The organism is Pseudoduganella sp. S-14, from assembly GCF_049913285.1.
Classification (GTDB): Bacteria; Pseudomonadota; Gammaproteobacteria; order Burkholderiales; family Burkholderiaceae_D; genus Rugamonas.
On record NZ_CP183991.1, the window covers coordinates 4,321,039 to 4,337,807 of the forward strand.

A 16,769-nucleotide genomic window follows, 5' to 3' on the forward strand; every position below is an offset into this window, starting at 1 on the left:
GTCTGCTTAGCGGATGCCGCCAAGACGATCGAAATTGAAATTACCCAGGTTCATCCAGACAAAGAAGGCCTTGCCCACGATATTCTTGTCCGGTACAAAACCCCAGATCCGGCTATCGGCACTATTGTCCCGATTGTCGCCCATCATAAAGTAATTTCCTTCAGGAACTACACACGAGAAACCTTCGTAGTTGTAGGTGCAGGCCTCGCGGTGCGGGTAATTATCGTCCACCTGGCCGATCAGGACCGGCGGCGCCTTTTCGTTGTTCAGGATACGGTGCTGTACGTTGCCGAGCTGTTCGGTAAATTGCTTCTGGTAAGTAAGAGTACCCTCTTCCAGGTAATCATCCAGCGGGGTATAGCCAACTGCCTGGCCATTCACCGTTAAGCGCTTGTTTTGATAAACAATTTTATCACCCGGCACACCAATCACCCGCTTGATGTAGTCCTGGCTCATATCCTTTGGATACTTGAACACCATCACATCGCCGCGCTGCGGATCGTTGACCTGCACCACCTTCTTATTGAGGATAGGCAGGCGGATGCCATAGGTATATTTGTTCACCAGGATCAGGTCGCCCACCAGCAAGGTCGGCACCATCGACGAGGATGGGATCTTGAACGGCTCCCACAGGAAAGAGCGCAGGAAGAACACCAGCGCAATCACCGGGAAGAAGCTGCCAGAGTATTCGATCCAGGTCGGTTGGCGCAGGATGTCCGCTTCCAGCTTGGAGCGGGCATTGCCCTGCTCGTCCATGCGGATGCCGTTGGCAGCCGAGCGCGCCATGCGCTCGTCATATTCAACCAGCGCCTTGTTGGCGGCAGCGCGGCGCTGCTTGGAAAACACCACCAGGTCGAGGACCCAGATGATCCCCGTCACCACCATCAGGACGAACAGGATTAAAGCGAAATTGCCCAGGATGGATTGCAGTGTCATTTCTCTTCCACTTGAAGGATTGCCAGGAATGCCTCTTGCGGGATCTCCACGGAGCCCACTTGCTTCATGCGCTTCTTGCCAGCTTTCTGCTTCTCGAGCAGTTTCTTCTTACGGGTGATGTCGCCGCCGTAGCACTTGGCCAGCACGTTCTTGCGCATCGCCTTGACGTTTTCACGCGAAATGATGTTGGAGCCGATTGCTGCCTGGATCGCCACGTCGAACATCTGGCGCGGGATCAGTTCGCGCATCTTGGCCGCCACGGCGCGGCCGCGGTATGGCGCATTGGCGCGGTGCACGATGATGGCCAGCGCGTCGACCTTTTCGCTGTTGATCAGCATGTCAACCTTGACCACGTCGGCAGCACGGTTTTCCTTGAACTCATAGTCCATCGAGGCGTAGCCGCGCGAGGTGGACTTCAGCTTGTCGAAGAAGTCCAGCACGATCTCGGCCATCGGCATCTCGTACACCAGTTTCACCTGGCGGCCGTGGTAGGCCATGTCCATCTGGATGCCGCGCTTGGCGATGCACAGGGTGATCACGGAACCGACATACTCCTGCGGCATGTACAGGTTGACGGTCACGATCGGCTCACGCACTTCGTTGATGTGGCTCGGGTCCGGCATGCGCGACGGGTTGTCGACGTGGATCACGGTGCCGTCGCGCTTCTCGACCTCGTACACCACGGTCGGCGCGGTGGTGATCAGGTCCTGGTCAAATTCGCGCTCCAGGCGCTCCTGCACGATTTCCATGTGCAGCAGGCCGAGGAAGCCGCAGCGGAAGCCGAAGCCCAGCGCCTGCGACACTTCAGGTTCGAACTGCAGCGCGGCGTCGTTCAGCTTCAGCTTTTCCAGCGAGTCGCGCAGTGCATCGTACTGGTTGGCTTCCACTGGGAACAGGCCGGCGAACACCTGCGGCTGGACTTCCTTGAAGCCTGGCAGTGGCGCTGGGGCACCGTTTTGCGCATGGGTGATGGTGTCGCCAACACGGGCGGCTTTCAGTTCCTTGATGCCGGCGATGACGAATCCCACCTGGCCTGCGGTCAGCTGGGGCAGCGAGACGGAGCGCGGCGAGAAGATACCGATGTCTTCCACCAATTGCACCGAGTCGGTCGCCATCAGGCGGATCTTTTCTTTTGGACGTAGCGTGCCATTCACCACGCGCACCAGCATCACCACGCCCACATAGGCGTCGTACCACGAGTCGATGATCAGTGCTTGCAGCGGTGCTTCCGGGTCGCCTTTTGGCGGCGGCACCTTGGCGATAATGGATTCGAGCACGTCTTCCACGCCCAGGCCGGTCTTGGCCGAGCATTGCACGGCGTCGCCGGCTTCAATGCCGATCACGTCTTCGATTTCGGCGATGGCGGTTGGCGGGTCGGCGTTCGGCAGGTCGATCTTGTTCAGTACCGGCACCACTTCCACGCCCAGGTCGAGCGCGGTATAGCAGTTGGCCACGGTCTGCGCTTCCACGCCCTGCGACGCGTCCACCACCAGCAGCGCGCCTTCGCAGGCGGACAGGGAACGGCTCACTTCATAGGAGAAGTCGACGTGGCCCGGGGTGTCGATCAGGTTCAGGTTGTAGATTTCGCCGTTGCGCGCCTTGTACTTCAGGGCTGCAGTCTGGGCTTTGATGGTGATGCCGCGTTCACGCTCCAGGTCCATGGAGTCCAGGACCTGCGCTTCCATCTCGCGGTCGGACAGGCCGCCGCACAGCTGGATGATGCGATCCGCCAGCGTGGACTTGCCGTGGTCAATGTGGGCGATGATGGAAAAATTGCGAATGTTGTTCATTAAAAATCGAAACGAGCTATAACAAAAAGGCGCTTGAGCGCCTTTTTATGGAATTCAATGCAAGGGTAACCCCCGGCATTTTACCGGATTTCAGAGGGGAAAGCCGGATTTCTAGAGGGAAGACTGCGAAATAGTGCCATTCCGGCAATCATTTCGACAACACAGCCTGTACTTTGGCCTCATCCAGGAAGTAATGGCACAGCTCCGGCTCGTTCAGATCGGCGAACAGCACCGGCACCAGCTCGTCGAAGCGCGCCACCAGGGCTTCGTCGGCATCGACGTCAACCACTTCGACGGTGAATGGTTTGCCCGGAGTTTGCAGGGCATTCAGGGCTGCCAGCATGTCTTCGCACAGGTGGCAGTAGGAGCGGGAATAAAGGGTAAAGTGCGGAGTGGCGTGCATTCAGGGCTTGCGTGGGCTAGTCTGCGCCCCCTCGGGCGCGGGCTGCCATTGTAGCGCGCCGGGCGGGATGGTGATGATATAGCCGGCGGCTGAACGGGCGCAGTCGCCACCGTTGCGACAGGTTCCTGCTTGGCGAACCGTCCCTGCGGCGGCGGCGCATAATTCATGACGAACGTCATAAGTGTGATCATGCGCGCTATCGATCCTAGCGTCGCGCCAACCGTCCTTTCACAATTGTCGCAACGGCACGCTCCAGGTCGGCTTTAGTCGCCATTTCCCTGTCGAGGCATGCCAAGATGGCTTGAGAATCGCGCTCCACGATGGTTACCCTTGTACCAATAACGTCATCTTCGGCATGCGCGTTGTAGTTGTCAAACTCATGCGGCATGGCTTGCTCCAGGCGCGGGGCGGGGAACCAAATGTAACGCCGCCGCGGGCTTGCCGCCTTGAGGGGCGAGAAACGCGCGGCGGCGACGAGTATGGCGCTTACTTGGCGGCCGGGGCCGGACGCAGCGAGAAGTGCTGCGCCTGGCTACCTCGGCGCACCAGCACGGCGGCCGCGCGCTTCGGATCGAGCTTGGCCACGGCAGCATTGAACTGCTTGGCGTCCACGATATCCTGGTTGTTCAGCATCAGCAGGATATCGCCCTGGCGCAGGCCGGCAGCTTCGGCCGGACCGTCGGTATCTTCAACGATCACGCCTCCGGACACACCCAGTTCACGCTTCTGCGCCGCAGTCAGGTCGCTGACCACGAAGCCCAGCGCATTGACCGCGCTGGCTGGCGCCTCATCCTTCTTCTCGCCCTTCTTGCCGCCCGGACGGCCCGCCACCTTGTTGTCCGGATCGGCCTCGCCCACCGTGACATGCACGTCCACCGGAGCGCCCTTGCGCCACACGGTCAAAGTCGATTTGCTGCCTGGCGCGGTGCCCAGCACCATGCGGGTCAGGTCGGCAAAGCGGTCGATATCCTTGCCGTTGTACTTGATGACGACGTCGCCCACGCGCAGGCCGCCCTTGTCGGCCGGGCTGCCCGGCTCAACCTGGGTCACCTCGGCACCCTTGTTGTTCTTCAAGCCCAGCGACTCGGCGACGTCCTTGTTCAGCTCGCCAATCTGCACACCCAGGCGACCGCGCGTCACCTTGCCGGATTTCTTCAACTGGTCGGCCACGCGCATCGCTTCGTCGATCGGGATCGCAAAGGAAATGCCGTTATAGCCACCGGACAGCGTCGCGATCTGCGAATTGATGCCGATTACTTCGCCCTTCAGGTTGATCAGCGGCCCACCCGAGTTGCCCGGGTTGACCGCTACGTCGCTCTGGATCAGCGGCAGCAGGTCGCCGGTGTCGCGCGCCTTGGCCGAAATGATGCCGGAAGTCACAGTGTTCTCGAGATTGAATGGGGAACCGATCGCAATCACCCATTCGCCGACGCGGGACTTGTTCGGATCGCCAATGGTCAGGTAGGGCAGCTTGCCGCCGCTATCGATCTTTAGCACGGCCACGTCGGCGCGCGCATCGGCGCCCAGCACCTTGGCCTTGAATTCCCGCTTGTCAGTCAGGGTAACGTACACCTCGTCGGCGCCATCGACCACATGGGCATTGGTCAGCACATAGCCGTCGGCCGACACGACAAACCCGGAACCGATGCCGCGCTGGATCTCCTGGCCCGGGGTGGGCAGGTTGCGGCGGCGCGGCGCCTGGCCGCGCGGCATTTGCCCACCGAAGAAGCGGCGCAGGAATTCCTGCATTTCATCGGCCTGGCCAGCCGCGTCGACGTCGCGCTGGGTAATGCGTTCGGTAGTACGGATATTCACGACAGCCGGGCCGACTCGCTCAACGAGGTCGGCAAAGTCCGGCAAACCGGCCACGGCGGGGGCCGCCGCATAGGCGGGCGCGAAACCGGCAACGGCCGGCAGGCCGAGGGAGGCTGCACTGAGTACCAGCGCAGAAATCATGGTTTTTTTCATGGTTGCGTTCAGTGAAAGTCAATGAAGAACAAGCAATATAAATCAGCTTCGTGTTAAACGGGAGCCGGATATTGTGACGATATGTTGCGGGCAACCCCTCGCCGTTTCAAGAGGCGGCTTCGGCAGCCTCCGAACCGTGCCCCGCTCCACGCCCGGCCTCGCCCGCCTGCTTGTCCTCGCCCGGCACGGCGTCCTGGCACGCCGGCTCGCCAGCCATCGCCTGCGTCTGCACCAGATGACTGTCGCGCTCCACCTCGTCCAACGCCGCCGCCAGCCGCGCCGCGAAGCCCGCGCTCGGCTCGGCGTCGGCAACACTCAGGCGCAAGGCGTCCCCGATCACCGCATGGACCTGGGCGCCCACGGACAGCTCATCCTCATCCGGCAGCAAAATCATTGCCCCTCCTCACCAACGCTTATCTACAGGCAAATCCAGTAAAGGCCGCAGCCGCCGCGCAATGGCTTCGCGGGCCCGAAAAATCCGGCTGCGCACGGTTCCCAGCGGACACTCCATGATTTGCGCAATTTCCTCATAACTCAAGCCCTCGATTTCCCGCAGCACGACGGCAGTCCGCAATTCCAGCGGCAAAGCCTCCATGGCCGCATCGATGGCCAGCATCACCTGCTTGCTGAGCAACATCGACTCCGGCGTCCCGATTTCCGATACTGGCGCCGGAAGCTGGGACGGCGCCACGCCCTGCGGTGCGCTACGTTGCCGCCGCCGCAGGATCGCATTGCGCGCCCCATTCAAGGCGATCCGGTACAGCCAGGTGTAGAACGCCGCCTCGCCCCGAAAACGCGGCAAGGCGCGGTAGGCCTTGAGGAAGGTCTCCTGCACCACATCCTCTGCCTCGGCCGGATCGCGCAGCAGCCGCAGGACCAGGCGCAGCAGGCGCCGCTGGTAGCGCGCCACCAGCTGGTCAAACGCGGCCCGCTCCCCTGCCCGCGCCCGCTCCACCAGCTCACGATCTGGGTCCACCTTCATAAGAGCAGTCCCGCGAAGATTGGTTCACATTTTTTGAAGCTGGGCCCGCACTGCCGCCTGCAGCCGGCGCCACTCGCCGCCCGCAACCGAATCCGGCAGCAAGGCCAGCCACAGGCGCTGCCCTCCTTCCAGCTCGAGGTGCAGCAGCAAGGCGGCCGGCCACGCGGTACAACCATCCAGCAAGCGTGCCCGGCACTGCTTCCGGTATACCGTCAGCCGGATTTCTCCGACACCGGAAATATCAATGTGGCTGCAATTGACTTCGCGCCGCAGGCTTGCCAGGGCTGCCGCCGCCAGCAAGGGCTGCCCGCTCCATGCCCCGACAGCCAGCACGGACGCGACAATCCCTGCCCGCAAAACGCGCAGGCACGGCGACGGGCGAACAGCGACAGATGCCGCGATCGACATGGGAATAAATGAATGGGGGGGTACAGCGGAAGCGCTCGCCCCGGTACTGAGACCGGGGCGAGGCTTGGAAGTTCCGTTTAGACTTTAGCGAACAGCAGGCTGCCGTTCGTTCCGCCGAAGCCGAAGGAGTTCTTCAGCGCATAGTTGATCGTGGCATCACGCGCGGTATTGGCGCAGAAGTCCAGATCGCATGCCGGATCCTGGTTGAACAGGTTGATGGTCGGCGGGATCACCTGGTTGTGGATCGCCAGTACGGTGAACACAGACTCCAGGCCGCCAGCGCCGCCCAGCAGGTGGCCGGTGGCCGACTTGGTGGAGCTGACAACCAGCTTCTTGGCGTGGTCGCCGAAGGTGCGCTTGACACCCTGGACTTCCGCCACGTCGCCCTGCGGCGTCGAGGTGCCGTGCGCGTTCACGTAGTTCACCTGGTCAGGGTTGATGCCAGCGTTGCGCAGCGCGTTCTGCGCCGACTTGCTGCCACCAGCACCATCTTCCAGAGGCGAGGTCATGTGATATGCATCGGCGCTCATGCCAAAGCCCAGCACTTCTGCATAGATCTTGGCGCCGCGCGCTTTCGCATGTTCGTACTCTTCCAGGACCATGACGCCAGCACCTTCGCCCAGCACGAAGCCGTCGCGGTCCATGTCCCATGGGCGGGACGCGGTGGCAGGGTCATCGTTGCGTTGGGACAGCGCGCGAGCCGAAGCGAAACCGCCCAGGCCCAGCGGCGACACGGTCGATTCCGCGCCACCGGCGATCATGACATCCGCATCGCCGTATTCAATGGCACGGGCTGCCACGCCGATCGAATGCAGGCCGGTGGTGCAAGCCGTCACGATGGACAGGTTGGGACCGCGCATGCCGTACTTGATCGACAGGTTGCCGGAAATCATATTGATGATCGAGGCCGGCACGAAGAATGGCGAGATACGGCGCGGACCGCGCTTGTCGTAGTCTTCCTTCTGCGCTTCAATCATCGGCAAGCCGCCGATGCCGGAACCAATGATCACGCCGATGCGATCGGCATTTTCTTCGGTGACGGTGATGCCGGAATCCTGGATTGCCTGGATGCCAGCGGCCATGCCGAAGTGGATGAATTTATCCATGTGACGCGCTTCTTTGGCGTCGAGGTAGTCCTCGACGTTGAAGCCCTTCACTTCACCCGCGAAACGGGTGGAAAAGGCCGACGCGTCAAAACTAGTAATGTTTGCGATCCCGGACTTGCTCTCGGTGATTGCTTTCCACGCGTCGGCAACGCTGTTGCCGACGGGGGAAATCACACCGAGGCCGGTGACCACTACACGACGGTTTTTAGAACTCAAGCGAGTCTCCCGGAGTGGATCGGAGAGTCAGGGCTTTGATTAGGCCTTGACGTGTGCAGTAGCGTAGTCGATCGCTTGCTGCACGGTGGTGATCTTTTCAGCTTGTTCGTCTGGGATTTCCATTTCGAACTCGTCTTCCAGTGCCATTACCAGCTCAACGGTGTCGAGGGAATCGGCGCCCAGGTCGTCGACGAAAGAGGATTCGTTCTTGATGTCTGCTTCAGCGACGCCCAGTTGTTCAGCGACGATTTTCTTAACGCGTTGTTCGATATCCGACATGTTATGGCTCCAATATGTTGTTACGGAAAGCGCGCATTTTAGCAGGTTTGCGCGCCTATAAACTAATTTCGACGTTTGAATTGATCTACGTTGAAATCACTATTAAATGATGCGATCGTGCGGCATTATGCCGCATAACCGTATCAATTCATATACATACCACCGTTCACGTGGAGGGTGGTACCGGTAATATACGCGGCCGCTGGCGAGGCCAGGAAAGCGACGGCTGCCGCGATATCTTCCGGCTTGCCCAGGCGGCCCAATGGAATCTGGGTCAGCAGGGCCGTATGCTGCTCTTCGCCCAGCGCCTTGGTCATATCGGTATCGATAAAACCTGGGGCGACGCTGTTGACGGTAATGTTGCGGCTGCCGATTTCGCGGGCCAGGGCGCGGGTCATACCCTCGACGCCAGCCTTGGCGGCAGCGTAGTTCATCTGGCCAGGGTTGCCGGCCGATGCCACCACGGAGGTGATGTTAATGATACGCCCAGCCTTCGCTTTCATCATGCCGCGCAGGACAGCGCGCGACAGGCGACCCACCGAAGTCAGGTTGGTGGCGATCACGCTGTCCCACTCCTCGTCCTTCATGCGCATGGCCAACTGGTCTTGCGTGATGCCCGCGTTGTTGACCAGGATGCCGACGGCGCCGTAGGTTTTCGAGATATCGTCGATGACGGCAGCGCACTGCTCGGCATTGGTGACGTTCAGCACCATGCCCTTGCCTGCTTCGGCGCCGATTTCGGCCAGGTAGGCCGAGATCGCTTCTGCGCCGGCCTCGGTGGTGGCAGTGCCGATCACCTTGGCGCCCTGGCGGGCCAGTTCTTGCGCGATTGCCTTGCCGATGCCGCGCGAGGCGCCGGTCACCAGCGCTACTTGATTAGCTAGAGTCATTGTCATCCTTGTTTATTTCAGGGTTTCCAGCATGCGCTCGAGGCTTGCCTGGTCGTAGATGGCCTCGCCAACCAGGACCGGATCGATACGCTTGGCCAGGCCCATCAGGACCTTGCCCGGACCGCATTCAACCACATTCGTGATGCCGTCGGCAGCAACTTTCTGCATGGTTTCCACCCAGCGCACCGGGGAAGCGGCCTGGCGCACCAGGGCGTCCTTGATGGAAGCCGGATCGTTCAGCACTGCCACGTCCACATTGTTGATCAGCGGGATTTGCGGCGCGTTGAAATGGATCGATGCCATGTACTCGCGCAGGCGGTCCGAAGCCGGCTTGAGCAGCGAGCTGTGGAACGGCGCGGAAACGGGCAGGCGCATGGCGCGCTTGGCGCCTTTCGCCTTGGCGATTTCACAGGCCTTGTCAACTGCGGCGGCATGGCCGGCAACAACCACTTGCGCTGGCGCATTGTAGTTAACCGCTTCCACCACTTCACCCGGCACGGCGGCAGCCGCTTCGGCGCAAGCTGCGCGCACGTCCTCATCGGACAGGCCCAGCATCACAGCCATGGCACCCTGCCCGACCGGCACGGCTTCCTGCATCGCCTGCGCGCGGAAGCGCACCAGCGGCACGGCATCCTTGAAGGAAATCACGCCTGCCGCAACCAGGGCCGAGTACTCACCCAGCGAGTGGCCGGCAACCACGCTCGGTACTGGGCCGCCAGCGGCGATCCAGGCGCGGTAGGCTGCTACGGCAGCGGTCAGCATGACCGGCTGGGTATTGGTGGTCAGGTCGAGTTCTTCTTTCGGGCCTTCAGCGATCAGCTTGGCCAGGTCGAACTGCAATGCGTCGGAAGCTTCGGCAAGGGTCTGCGCGACCACTGGGTTGCCGGCAAAACCTTCCATCATGCCCACGGCCTGGGAACCCTGGCCCGGGAATACGAACGCGAATTTATTCATCTTTCAACCTTTAGACTTCTTATTCTAAAAAGGACTGCATTTTATTACATCCGGGCCAGTACAGCACCCCACGTAAAGCCACCGCCTACACCTTCCATCATCACTACGTCACCCTTCTTGATGCGGCCATCGCGCATCGCGACGTCCAGCGCCAGCGGGATCGAAGCTGCGGAAGTATTGCCATGCTGGTCGACGGTCACCACCATCTTTTCAGGCTCCATGCCCAGCTTCCTGGCGGTGCCGTTCATGATGCGGATATTGGCCTGGTGCGGAATCAGCCAGTCGATCTGGCTGGAAGTCATGCCGGCTGCGTCCAGCGCCTCGTAGGCCACCTTCTCCAGCACCGACACCGCCAGCTTGAACACCGCCTGGCCATCCATGTAGAGGAATGCGCTGCCCGCGATGGCGCCATTGGACAGGCTGCCCGGTACGCGCAGCACGTCGGAGTGACGGCCATCCGCATGCAGCTTGCACGCCAGGATGCCAGGCTCTTGCGACGCGCTCATGACAATGGCACCAGCACCATCGCCAAACAGCACACAGGTGGTGCGGTCTTCGAAATTCAGGATGCGCGAGAAGACTTCAGCGCCGATCACCAGCACGTTCTTGTGCATGCCGGACTTGATGAAGCTGTCCGCCGTCGCCACCGCGTAGACGAAGCCACTGCAAACAGCCTGCACGTCGACCGCTGCGCAGTTGTTGGACATGCCCAGCTTCTTCTGCACGATGCAGGCGGTGCTTGGGAAGCTGCCGTAAAAGTCGGGGGTGGAACTGGCGACAATGATCAGGTCGATATCGTCCGGCTGCATGCCGGCCATTTCCAGCGCGCGCTTGGCAGCGATCACGCCCAGGTCGGACGAAGCCTGCTCAGGCTCCGCGTAATGGCGAGCGGAAATGCCGCTGCGCGACACAATCCACTCGTCCGAAGTCTCGATGCCCTTGGCAGCCAGCTGGGCTGCCAGGTCATGGTTGGTGACGCGTTTCTCAGGCAGGTAGCTGCCCGTGCCTACGATCTTGCTGTACAGGGTCATGCGTGTCTCTCGTTTGTGTAGTCGTCTCTTCCTGCGGCATCAGTTCGGCAATCATCGCCGACAGATGCTCTTGCAAATCATGATGCGCCGCCTCGTAAGCGCGGCGGATTGCCCATTCAAAGGCTTCCACGCCTGCCCCGCCATGGCTCTTGAAGACCAGACCGCGCAGGCCCAGCAGGCCAGCGCCGTTATAGCGGGCAGGATTCAGGCGTTGGGTGATCATGCGCAGCGCACCGCGCGCGATCAGCGCACCCAACATGGTGATCGGGTTACGCTTGAATTCTTCGGTCAGCACCACCTTGAACAAGCTGGCCAGGCCTTCGACAGCCTTCAACGTCACGTTGCCGACGAAGCCGTCGCAGACGACGATGTCGGTGGTACCTTTGAAAATATCATTCCCTTCCACGTTGCCGTGGAAGTTCAGGGCGCCGCGCTCGTGGTCGGCGCGCAGCAAGGCAGCCGTGGCCTTCACCACTTCATTACCCTTGATGTCTTCCGTGCCAACGTTCAGCAAGCCGATGGTCGGGCGCTCAATGCCTTCCATCGCCTGTACCAGCACATAACCCATGATAGCGAATTGGTGCAGGTGGTGCGGTTCGCAATCCACATTGGCGCCCAGGTCCAGCATATAGGTTGGCTTGCCCAGCTTGTTCGGCATGATGGTGCAGATGGCCGGACGGTCAACGCCGGCCATGGTCTTCAGCACGTAGCGCGAAACTGCCATCAGGGCGCCGGTATTGCCGGCCGAAACACAGCCGGCAACGGCGCCGCTCTTGACCTGCTCAATGGCCACGCGCATCGACGAATCCTTCTTGCGGCGCAAAGCGACCTCGAGCGGATCATCCATGGTGACCTGTTCGGAAGCGTGAAGGATAGTCAGGCGCGGCTCGGCCTCGGCGTGGTGCTTTTTCAGTTCAGCGCGAAGGACATCTTCCAGGCCAACGAGGACCAGTTCGGCATTCGGTTCGTGCTTGAGGAAAGAGAGTGCTGCGGGGATCGTAACTGAGGGGCCGTGATCGCCACCCATGCAGTCGATAGAGATTTTGATTGTCATTGTATAACTCAAAGAAAAAGCGGCGCGACGTCAGAAAACCTGCGTAGCACCGCTTTGTCTTGTCGCTGAAGCGAAACGCCGATTACTCGTCGTTCTTGGTCTTCAGCACTTTGCGACCACGATAGAAGCCGTTAGGCGAAATGTGGTGACGCAGGTGGGTTTCACCGGTGGTTGGCTCGACGGCCAGATTCGGTGCTACCAGAAAATCGTGCGAACGGTGCATGCCGCGCTTCGACGGGGATTTCTTGTTCTGTTGAACAGCCATGATGACTCCTAATACTAAAGTTCTAAGATTTTAACACATCCGATGCGCAAAAACATGCGAATCGAGCTTTTACATCCATGCCAAACTCGATTACTGCACGCGTTTTGACACGTTCTTTGCTACTACAAACTGATTAATTCGTTTTCAGGCTTTTCAGGCCGGCGAAGGGCGACGCCTTCTCATTCTTCGCAGAGTCGACCAGCGAGGCATCAGGACACACCTCGTGCTTCGGCGCTTGCGGCAAGGCCAGCAGGGCCTCATCTTCAACCAGGTCCATGAGATTCATGGAGCGCGCACCGACGATCACGTCAATGCTTTCATCATCAATGATTTCCTCGATTTCGTCCGCATCCTCGTCGTCCTTGCCGAGCATCAGGAGCGTCGACGAATCGATGTCGTAATCAAACGGGGTCAGGCAGCGCTGGCACACCAGTTGCACCTTGCCGGCAACGGTCAGGCGCATCTGCGGGAAGCCCTGTTTGCTGGAACCGCCCTCCACCTTCCAGGTCAACTCACCGGAAGTGTTAGCGCATTCCTTGTTAAGCCGGGTCATTTCAGCGACGGGCGTTACCCCTTCCTTGCTGCTGTTGGTCCGACAAAATTCAAAGGCGTCGATCTCAAAAGCATTCATTGGCTAAAATTTCCCTCGAAAACCTGCGATAATAACAGGATTTTCCACGCCGCGTCAAAGACTTGCGAGACTTTTCGCGCTTTTTCTACGGCGCAGAGAGCATATAACATTTCCCTGATGAAAACAACCAACATCATTCTCGCCTCCAGCTCGGCCTACCGCCGGGAGCTGTTGTCGCGGCTGCATTTGCCGTTCTCGGTCGATGTGCCGGATATCGACGAAAGCCCGCGACCGGGCGAAACTCCCTCTGCCACCGCCCTGCGCCTGGCCCGTGACAAGGCTGCCGCAGTAGCTGCCCGCCACCCTGGCGCGCTGGTGATCGGCTCCGACCAGGTCGCCACTTTGGACGATGAGCAAATCGGCAAACCTGGCAATCATGCCAATGCGCTCGCCCAGCTGCAGAAAATGCGCGGGCGTGAAGTGGTGTTTCATACCGCGCTGTGCGTGTGGGATGGGCGCAACAATACGCACCAGCTTGATGACATCCAGACCGTGGTCAAGTTCCGCGATTTGCCCGATGAGGAACTGGATGCCTACCTGCGCATTGAGCAGCCCTATGATTGTGCCGGAAGCGCGAAAAACGAGGCGCTGGGGATCGCGATCCTGGAGCGGATTGATTCCAGCGATCCGACGGCACTCACGGGCTTGCCGCTGATTGCGCTTACCAGCATGCTGCGCGCCGCCGGCGTAAGTTTCTTCCAGACCCGATAAACCTGGGTCAGACCCAAGCCGGATGGCCGTCCCGTCTGACCCGCCTGCTCACCAGATAACTAAGAAATTACCGGTCACGCCAGATCTGACAGGGTCTGACCCTGGGGTCAGACCCAGGTTTACCGGTTTAAAAACATGAACGGCACCCTATACCTAATCCCCAACACCCTCGGCCCAACCGACTCCCTGGACCAGGTCATCCCCCAGCACGTGCAGCAGCTCACCAGCCAGCTCACCCACTTCGTCGCCGAGAACGCCAAAACCGCCCGCGCCTTCCTGAAGCAGGTCGGCACCGCCAAACCGATCCAGGAAATCGCGATCAGCGAACTGAACATCAACACGCCGCAAGCGGCACTGCAAGCCCTGCTCGAACCCCTGAAAGCCGGCCACGACGTCGGCCTGCTGTCCGAAGCCGGCGTCCCGGCGGTAGCCGACCCGGGCGCCGACCTGGTCCGCCTGGCCCACGCCAACAGCATCCCGGTGCGTCCCCTGGTTGGCCCCTCCTCCATCCTGATGTCCGTCATGGCCAGCGGCCTGAACGGCCAAAGTTTCGCCTTCAACGGCTACCTGCCGACCGACGCCGCGCAACGTGCCAAGCGCCTGAAAGAACTGGAAGCGCGCTCGCGCCAGGAAAAGCAAACACAACTCTTCATCGAAACGCCCTACCGCAATGCCGCCATGCTGGAAGCGCTGGTTGCCGCCTGCAACGGCAGCACGCTGATTTGCGTGGCCACCGACATCAGCCTGCCCACGGAAACGATCCGCACCCGCACGGGCGCGCAATGGAAGGGCCTGCTCGACTGCGGCATGGCGCCGGACTTCCACAAGAAGCCAACAGTCTTTTTGCTACTGGCCCAATAAACTACTGAACGGAGTGGGCATACTCATTGACCCACTCGAATGCCTCGCGCTGTAGCGCATACAGGGCCGAAGGCGCCAGATCCAGCCGGTGCAGGATGCCGGTCAGCTCGCGCCCCTCCTGCGCCCGTTCGATCAGCTCGATCAGGCGCAGCACATCGCCATAATCTCCCTCGCGATGCAAGAGCGCACCGCGCACCTCGTCCAGCACATTGACGCTGTCGAGGATTTCGCCCATGCGTACCGAGAACAGCGCATCCATCAGCGACATGATGCCGACGGTGAAACCAATATCGGCCGCTACCCTTTCCGACGGGCGCACATGCCCCATCACCAGTTCCATGGTCTTGCCGCGCGTGGTGGCCATCTGCAGCAAGGGCGAATCGAATTCCGAGCCTTTCACATACAGCAGGATCTGCAGCCAGCGCTGCAACTGCCGCCGCCCCAGCACGATCAGCGCATGCCCGACGGAATTGATGCGGAAGCGCGCGCCCACCGCCGGCGTATTCACCAAGCGCAGCAGGTTGAGGGAAATGAGCGGGTCATGCTTGACGCTGCGCTCCACCTCGCGCTGGTCCGCGTCCTGGTTCAGCAAATCCAACAAATGCATGATGGAGAGCTGCGATGGCGTAATCTTCTTCCCGCTCAGGATCACGGGCCGCGCGAAATAATAACCCTGGAAATATTCGAAGCCCAGGTCCATGCACTCGCGGAACTCCTCGACCGTCTCAACTTTCTCGGCCAGCAGTTTCTGGTTGGGGTTGCGCAGGTTGCGCGCCAAGGCGGGCAGGCTGCCGCGCTCGATCTGCTTGATATCGACCTTGATCACGTCCATCAGCGGACGTAAAGCCGTCACGGCATCGCTCTCCCCCGCCACATCGTCGAGGGCGAACTTGTAGCCGGCCTGCTTCAGGTCCTGCACCCGCTTCAGCACGTCCGGCGTCGGCTCGACCGACTCCAGCACCTCGAGGATGACCTTGTCAGTCGGCAGGAAGTGAATGAAATCGCTCATCAACCCCGTCGTGTCGACATTGACGAAAGCGAGCTGGTCGCCCACGACCTGCTCCATGCCCAGCTCGGAAGCATGGGCAATCACGGAGGCAGTGGCATGGGTTCCGTCCGTCACACGGGCTTCGTGGACTTCGGCATTTCGGTAGAGCAGCTCGTAGGCCACGAGCCGCTGGCTGCGGTTGAGGATGGGTTGCCGTGCCAAGAAGAACTGATTGGCATACGGCATTGGGATCTGCACTTCACTTTCAACCACGGCTGTCATGGGTTTCCCCATTGTTAAGACTCATGGTGTCAAGACTATACCCATTAGTGCAGTCCTGGCAATATTTTTATGTTGTGCGCTGCGGGACCTTCTTGCTTGTGGCCGCCTCGCCACTCTCCAGCGTGAACTGCGCACCGGCATCACGGCCCAAAACCTGCACCAGGTAGGGCATCACCTGGCGCAGCATCGGCTCCAGCGTGTACGGAGGATTCAGCAGGAACATGCCGCTCGTATGCAGCGCGATGCCGTCCGGGGTTGGCATGCTGATGCACAGGGTCACGTTCAGCCAGCTCTTGGCCGGCAAGTGCTTCAAGCGCTCGGCGAAGTTGCGCGCCTCAATGCGCTGCAGCACCGGATACCAGACCGCATAAGTGCCGGTCGGGAAGCGCTTCAGCGCATCGTTCAGCATGTCAGTGACCTTCTTGTAGTCCTGCTTGTCCTCATAGGGAGGATCGCACAGCACCATGCCGCGGCGCGATGGTGGCGGCAGCAACGCCTTCACGCCCAGGAAACCATCCGCCTTGTTGACGATCACACGCTTGCCGCGCGCAGCAGGGCGGCGACCATTGGCCGCCTGGTGCTGCTCCAGCTTGTGGAAATTGTCGGCCAGGATCTTGGCGTCCGACGGGTGCAGCTCGAACAGGCGAATGCGGTCTTCTTCGCGCGCCACGATTTCGGCGCAGTAAGGCGAACCAGGATAGAAGCGCAGTTTGCCGCTTGGGTTCAGGTCCTTGATCAGTTGAACGTAGTCGGCCAGCGGTTCCGGCAGGTCATCACGATCCCACAATGGGCCGATGCCGGTCTCGAATTCGGCGGTCTTGGTGGCTTGCGCGCTATCCAGCGAATAGACGCCGGCGCCGGCATGCGTGTCGATATAGGTGTAAGGGACGTCCTTCTGGTTCAGGTATTCGAGGACCTGGACCAGGACAAAGTGCTTGAGGACGTCGGCGTGATTGCCGGCATGGAACGCGTGGCGGTAACTGAACATAGGAGAGGCTGGTAAATAAGAGTTGC

General features: G+C 60.5%; 20 protein-coding genes. 2 read left to right on the forward strand and 18 right to left on the reverse strand.

The genetic code is table 11. The annotated features are described in order from the left end of the window. Positions 1–6: 6 nt before the first annotated feature. The 16 genes from lepB to ACN9MZ_RS19740 form a co-directional block, all read right to left on the reverse strand. Complete coding sequence (lepB, locus tag ACN9MZ_RS19665) at positions 7–936, reverse strand: signal peptidase I (protein ID WP_426338633.1); 930 nt, start codon at positions 934–936, stop codon at positions 7–9. Further along, positions 933–2,726: a translation elongation factor 4 gene (gene lepA / locus ACN9MZ_RS19670; RefSeq protein WP_426338634.1), complete on the reverse strand. Its 1,794-nt coding sequence runs from the start codon at positions 2,724–2,726 to the stop codon at positions 933–935. The genes lepB and lepA overlap by 4 nt, the downstream gene beginning before the upstream one ends. Positions 2,727–2,874: 148 nt before the next feature. After that, a complete protein-coding gene (locus tag ACN9MZ_RS19675; protein WP_426338635.1) occupies positions 2,875–3,129 on the reverse strand; it encodes a glutaredoxin family protein in 255 nt (84 codons plus the stop codon). Between the two features lie 205 nt (positions 3,130–3,334). Then, positions 3,335–3,517 carry a hypothetical protein gene (locus ACN9MZ_RS19680; protein WP_426338636.1) on the reverse strand — a complete coding sequence of 61 codons (183 nt, stop codon included), beginning with the start codon at positions 3,515–3,517 and terminating at the stop codon, positions 3,335–3,337. Between the two features lie 98 nt (positions 3,518–3,615). Continuing rightward, positions 3,616–5,097, reverse strand: coding sequence for a DegQ family serine endoprotease (locus ACN9MZ_RS19685; RefSeq protein ID WP_426338637.1), 1,482 nt, complete (start codon positions 5,095–5,097; stop codon positions 3,616–3,618). Between the two features lie 106 nt (positions 5,098–5,203). After that, positions 5,204–5,491 (reverse strand): hypothetical protein, encoded by a 288-nt coding sequence (locus ACN9MZ_RS19690; protein WP_426338638.1) that lies wholly within the window; start codon positions 5,489–5,491, stop codon positions 5,204–5,206. A gap of 9 nt (positions 5,492–5,500) precedes the next feature. Further along, the gene (locus ACN9MZ_RS19695) at positions 5,501–6,079 is read right to left on the reverse strand and encodes a sigma-70 family RNA polymerase sigma factor (protein WP_426338639.1); all 579 of its coding nucleotides are present in this window, start codon (positions 6,077–6,079) and stop codon (positions 5,501–5,503) included. 24 nt (positions 6,080–6,103) lie between these two features. After that, positions 6,104–6,487: a protein YgfX gene (locus ACN9MZ_RS19700; protein WP_426338640.1), complete on the reverse strand. Its 384-nt coding sequence runs from the start codon at positions 6,485–6,487 to the stop codon at positions 6,104–6,106. 77 nt (positions 6,488–6,564) lie between these two features. After that, positions 6,565–7,809 (reverse strand): beta-ketoacyl-ACP synthase II, encoded by a 1,245-nt coding sequence (gene fabF / locus ACN9MZ_RS19705; protein WP_426162480.1) that lies wholly within the window; start codon positions 7,807–7,809, stop codon positions 6,565–6,567. 39 nt (positions 7,810–7,848) lie between these two features. Then, entirely contained in the window at positions 7,849–8,088 is a 240-nt protein-coding gene (gene acpP, locus ACN9MZ_RS19710) for an acyl carrier protein (protein ID WP_028104092.1), read from the reverse strand. A 143-nt stretch (positions 8,089–8,231) separates the two neighbouring features. Beyond that, a complete protein-coding gene (gene fabG / locus ACN9MZ_RS19715; protein WP_426338641.1) occupies positions 8,232–8,984 on the reverse strand; it encodes a 3-oxoacyl-ACP reductase FabG in 753 nt (250 codons plus the stop codon). Positions 8,985–8,990: 6 nt separating this feature from the next. Further along, complete coding sequence (gene fabD, locus ACN9MZ_RS19720; RefSeq protein ID WP_426338642.1) at positions 8,991–9,932, reverse strand: ACP S-malonyltransferase; 942 nt, start codon at positions 9,930–9,932, stop codon at positions 8,991–8,993. A 44-nt stretch (positions 9,933–9,976) separates the two neighbouring features. Next, positions 9,977–10,963 carry a beta-ketoacyl-ACP synthase III gene (locus ACN9MZ_RS19725; protein ID WP_426338643.1) on the reverse strand — a complete coding sequence of 329 codons (987 nt, stop codon included), beginning with the start codon at positions 10,961–10,963 and terminating at the stop codon, positions 9,977–9,979. Beyond that, the gene (plsX, locus tag ACN9MZ_RS19730) at positions 10,917–12,017 is read right to left on the reverse strand and encodes a phosphate acyltransferase PlsX (RefSeq protein ID WP_426338644.1); all 1,101 of its coding nucleotides are present in this window, start codon (positions 12,015–12,017) and stop codon (positions 10,917–10,919) included. Before plsX ends, ACN9MZ_RS19725 begins: the two co-directional genes overlap by 47 nt. An 82-nt stretch (positions 12,018–12,099) precedes the next feature. Further along, positions 12,100–12,282, reverse strand: a complete 183-nt coding sequence (gene rpmF, locus ACN9MZ_RS19735) for a 50S ribosomal protein L32 (RefSeq protein WP_028104096.1) — start codon at positions 12,280–12,282, stop codon at positions 12,100–12,102. A 133-nt stretch (positions 12,283–12,415) separates the two neighbouring features. Beyond that, a complete protein-coding gene (locus ACN9MZ_RS19740) occupies positions 12,416–12,913 on the reverse strand; it encodes a YceD family protein (protein WP_426338645.1) in 498 nt (165 codons plus the stop codon). A gap of 117 nt (positions 12,914–13,030) precedes the next feature. Between ACN9MZ_RS19740 and ACN9MZ_RS19745 the strand changes: the two genes are divergently transcribed. Continuing rightward, positions 13,031–13,624, forward strand: coding sequence for a Maf-like protein (locus ACN9MZ_RS19745; protein WP_426338646.1), 594 nt, complete (start codon positions 13,031–13,033; stop codon positions 13,622–13,624). Between the two features lie 135 nt (positions 13,625–13,759). Then, positions 13,760–14,485, forward strand: a complete 726-nt coding sequence (locus tag ACN9MZ_RS19750) for an SAM-dependent methyltransferase (protein WP_426338647.1) — start codon at positions 13,760–13,762, stop codon at positions 14,483–14,485. 1 nt (position 14,486) lies between these two features. Here the strand turns inward: ACN9MZ_RS19750 and ACN9MZ_RS19755 are convergent, their stop codons facing one another. Both ACN9MZ_RS19755 and ACN9MZ_RS19760 read right to left on the reverse strand, forming a co-directional pair. After that, positions 14,487–15,755 (reverse strand): EAL and HDOD domain-containing protein, encoded by a 1,269-nt coding sequence (locus tag ACN9MZ_RS19755; RefSeq protein WP_426338648.1) that lies wholly within the window; start codon positions 15,753–15,755, stop codon positions 14,487–14,489. 67 nt (positions 15,756–15,822) lie between these two features. Further along, complete coding sequence (locus ACN9MZ_RS19760; protein WP_426338649.1) at positions 15,823–16,743, reverse strand: 23S rRNA (adenine(2030)-N(6))-methyltransferase RlmJ; 921 nt, start codon at positions 16,741–16,743, stop codon at positions 15,823–15,825. Positions 16,744–16,769: the final 26 nt, after the last annotated feature.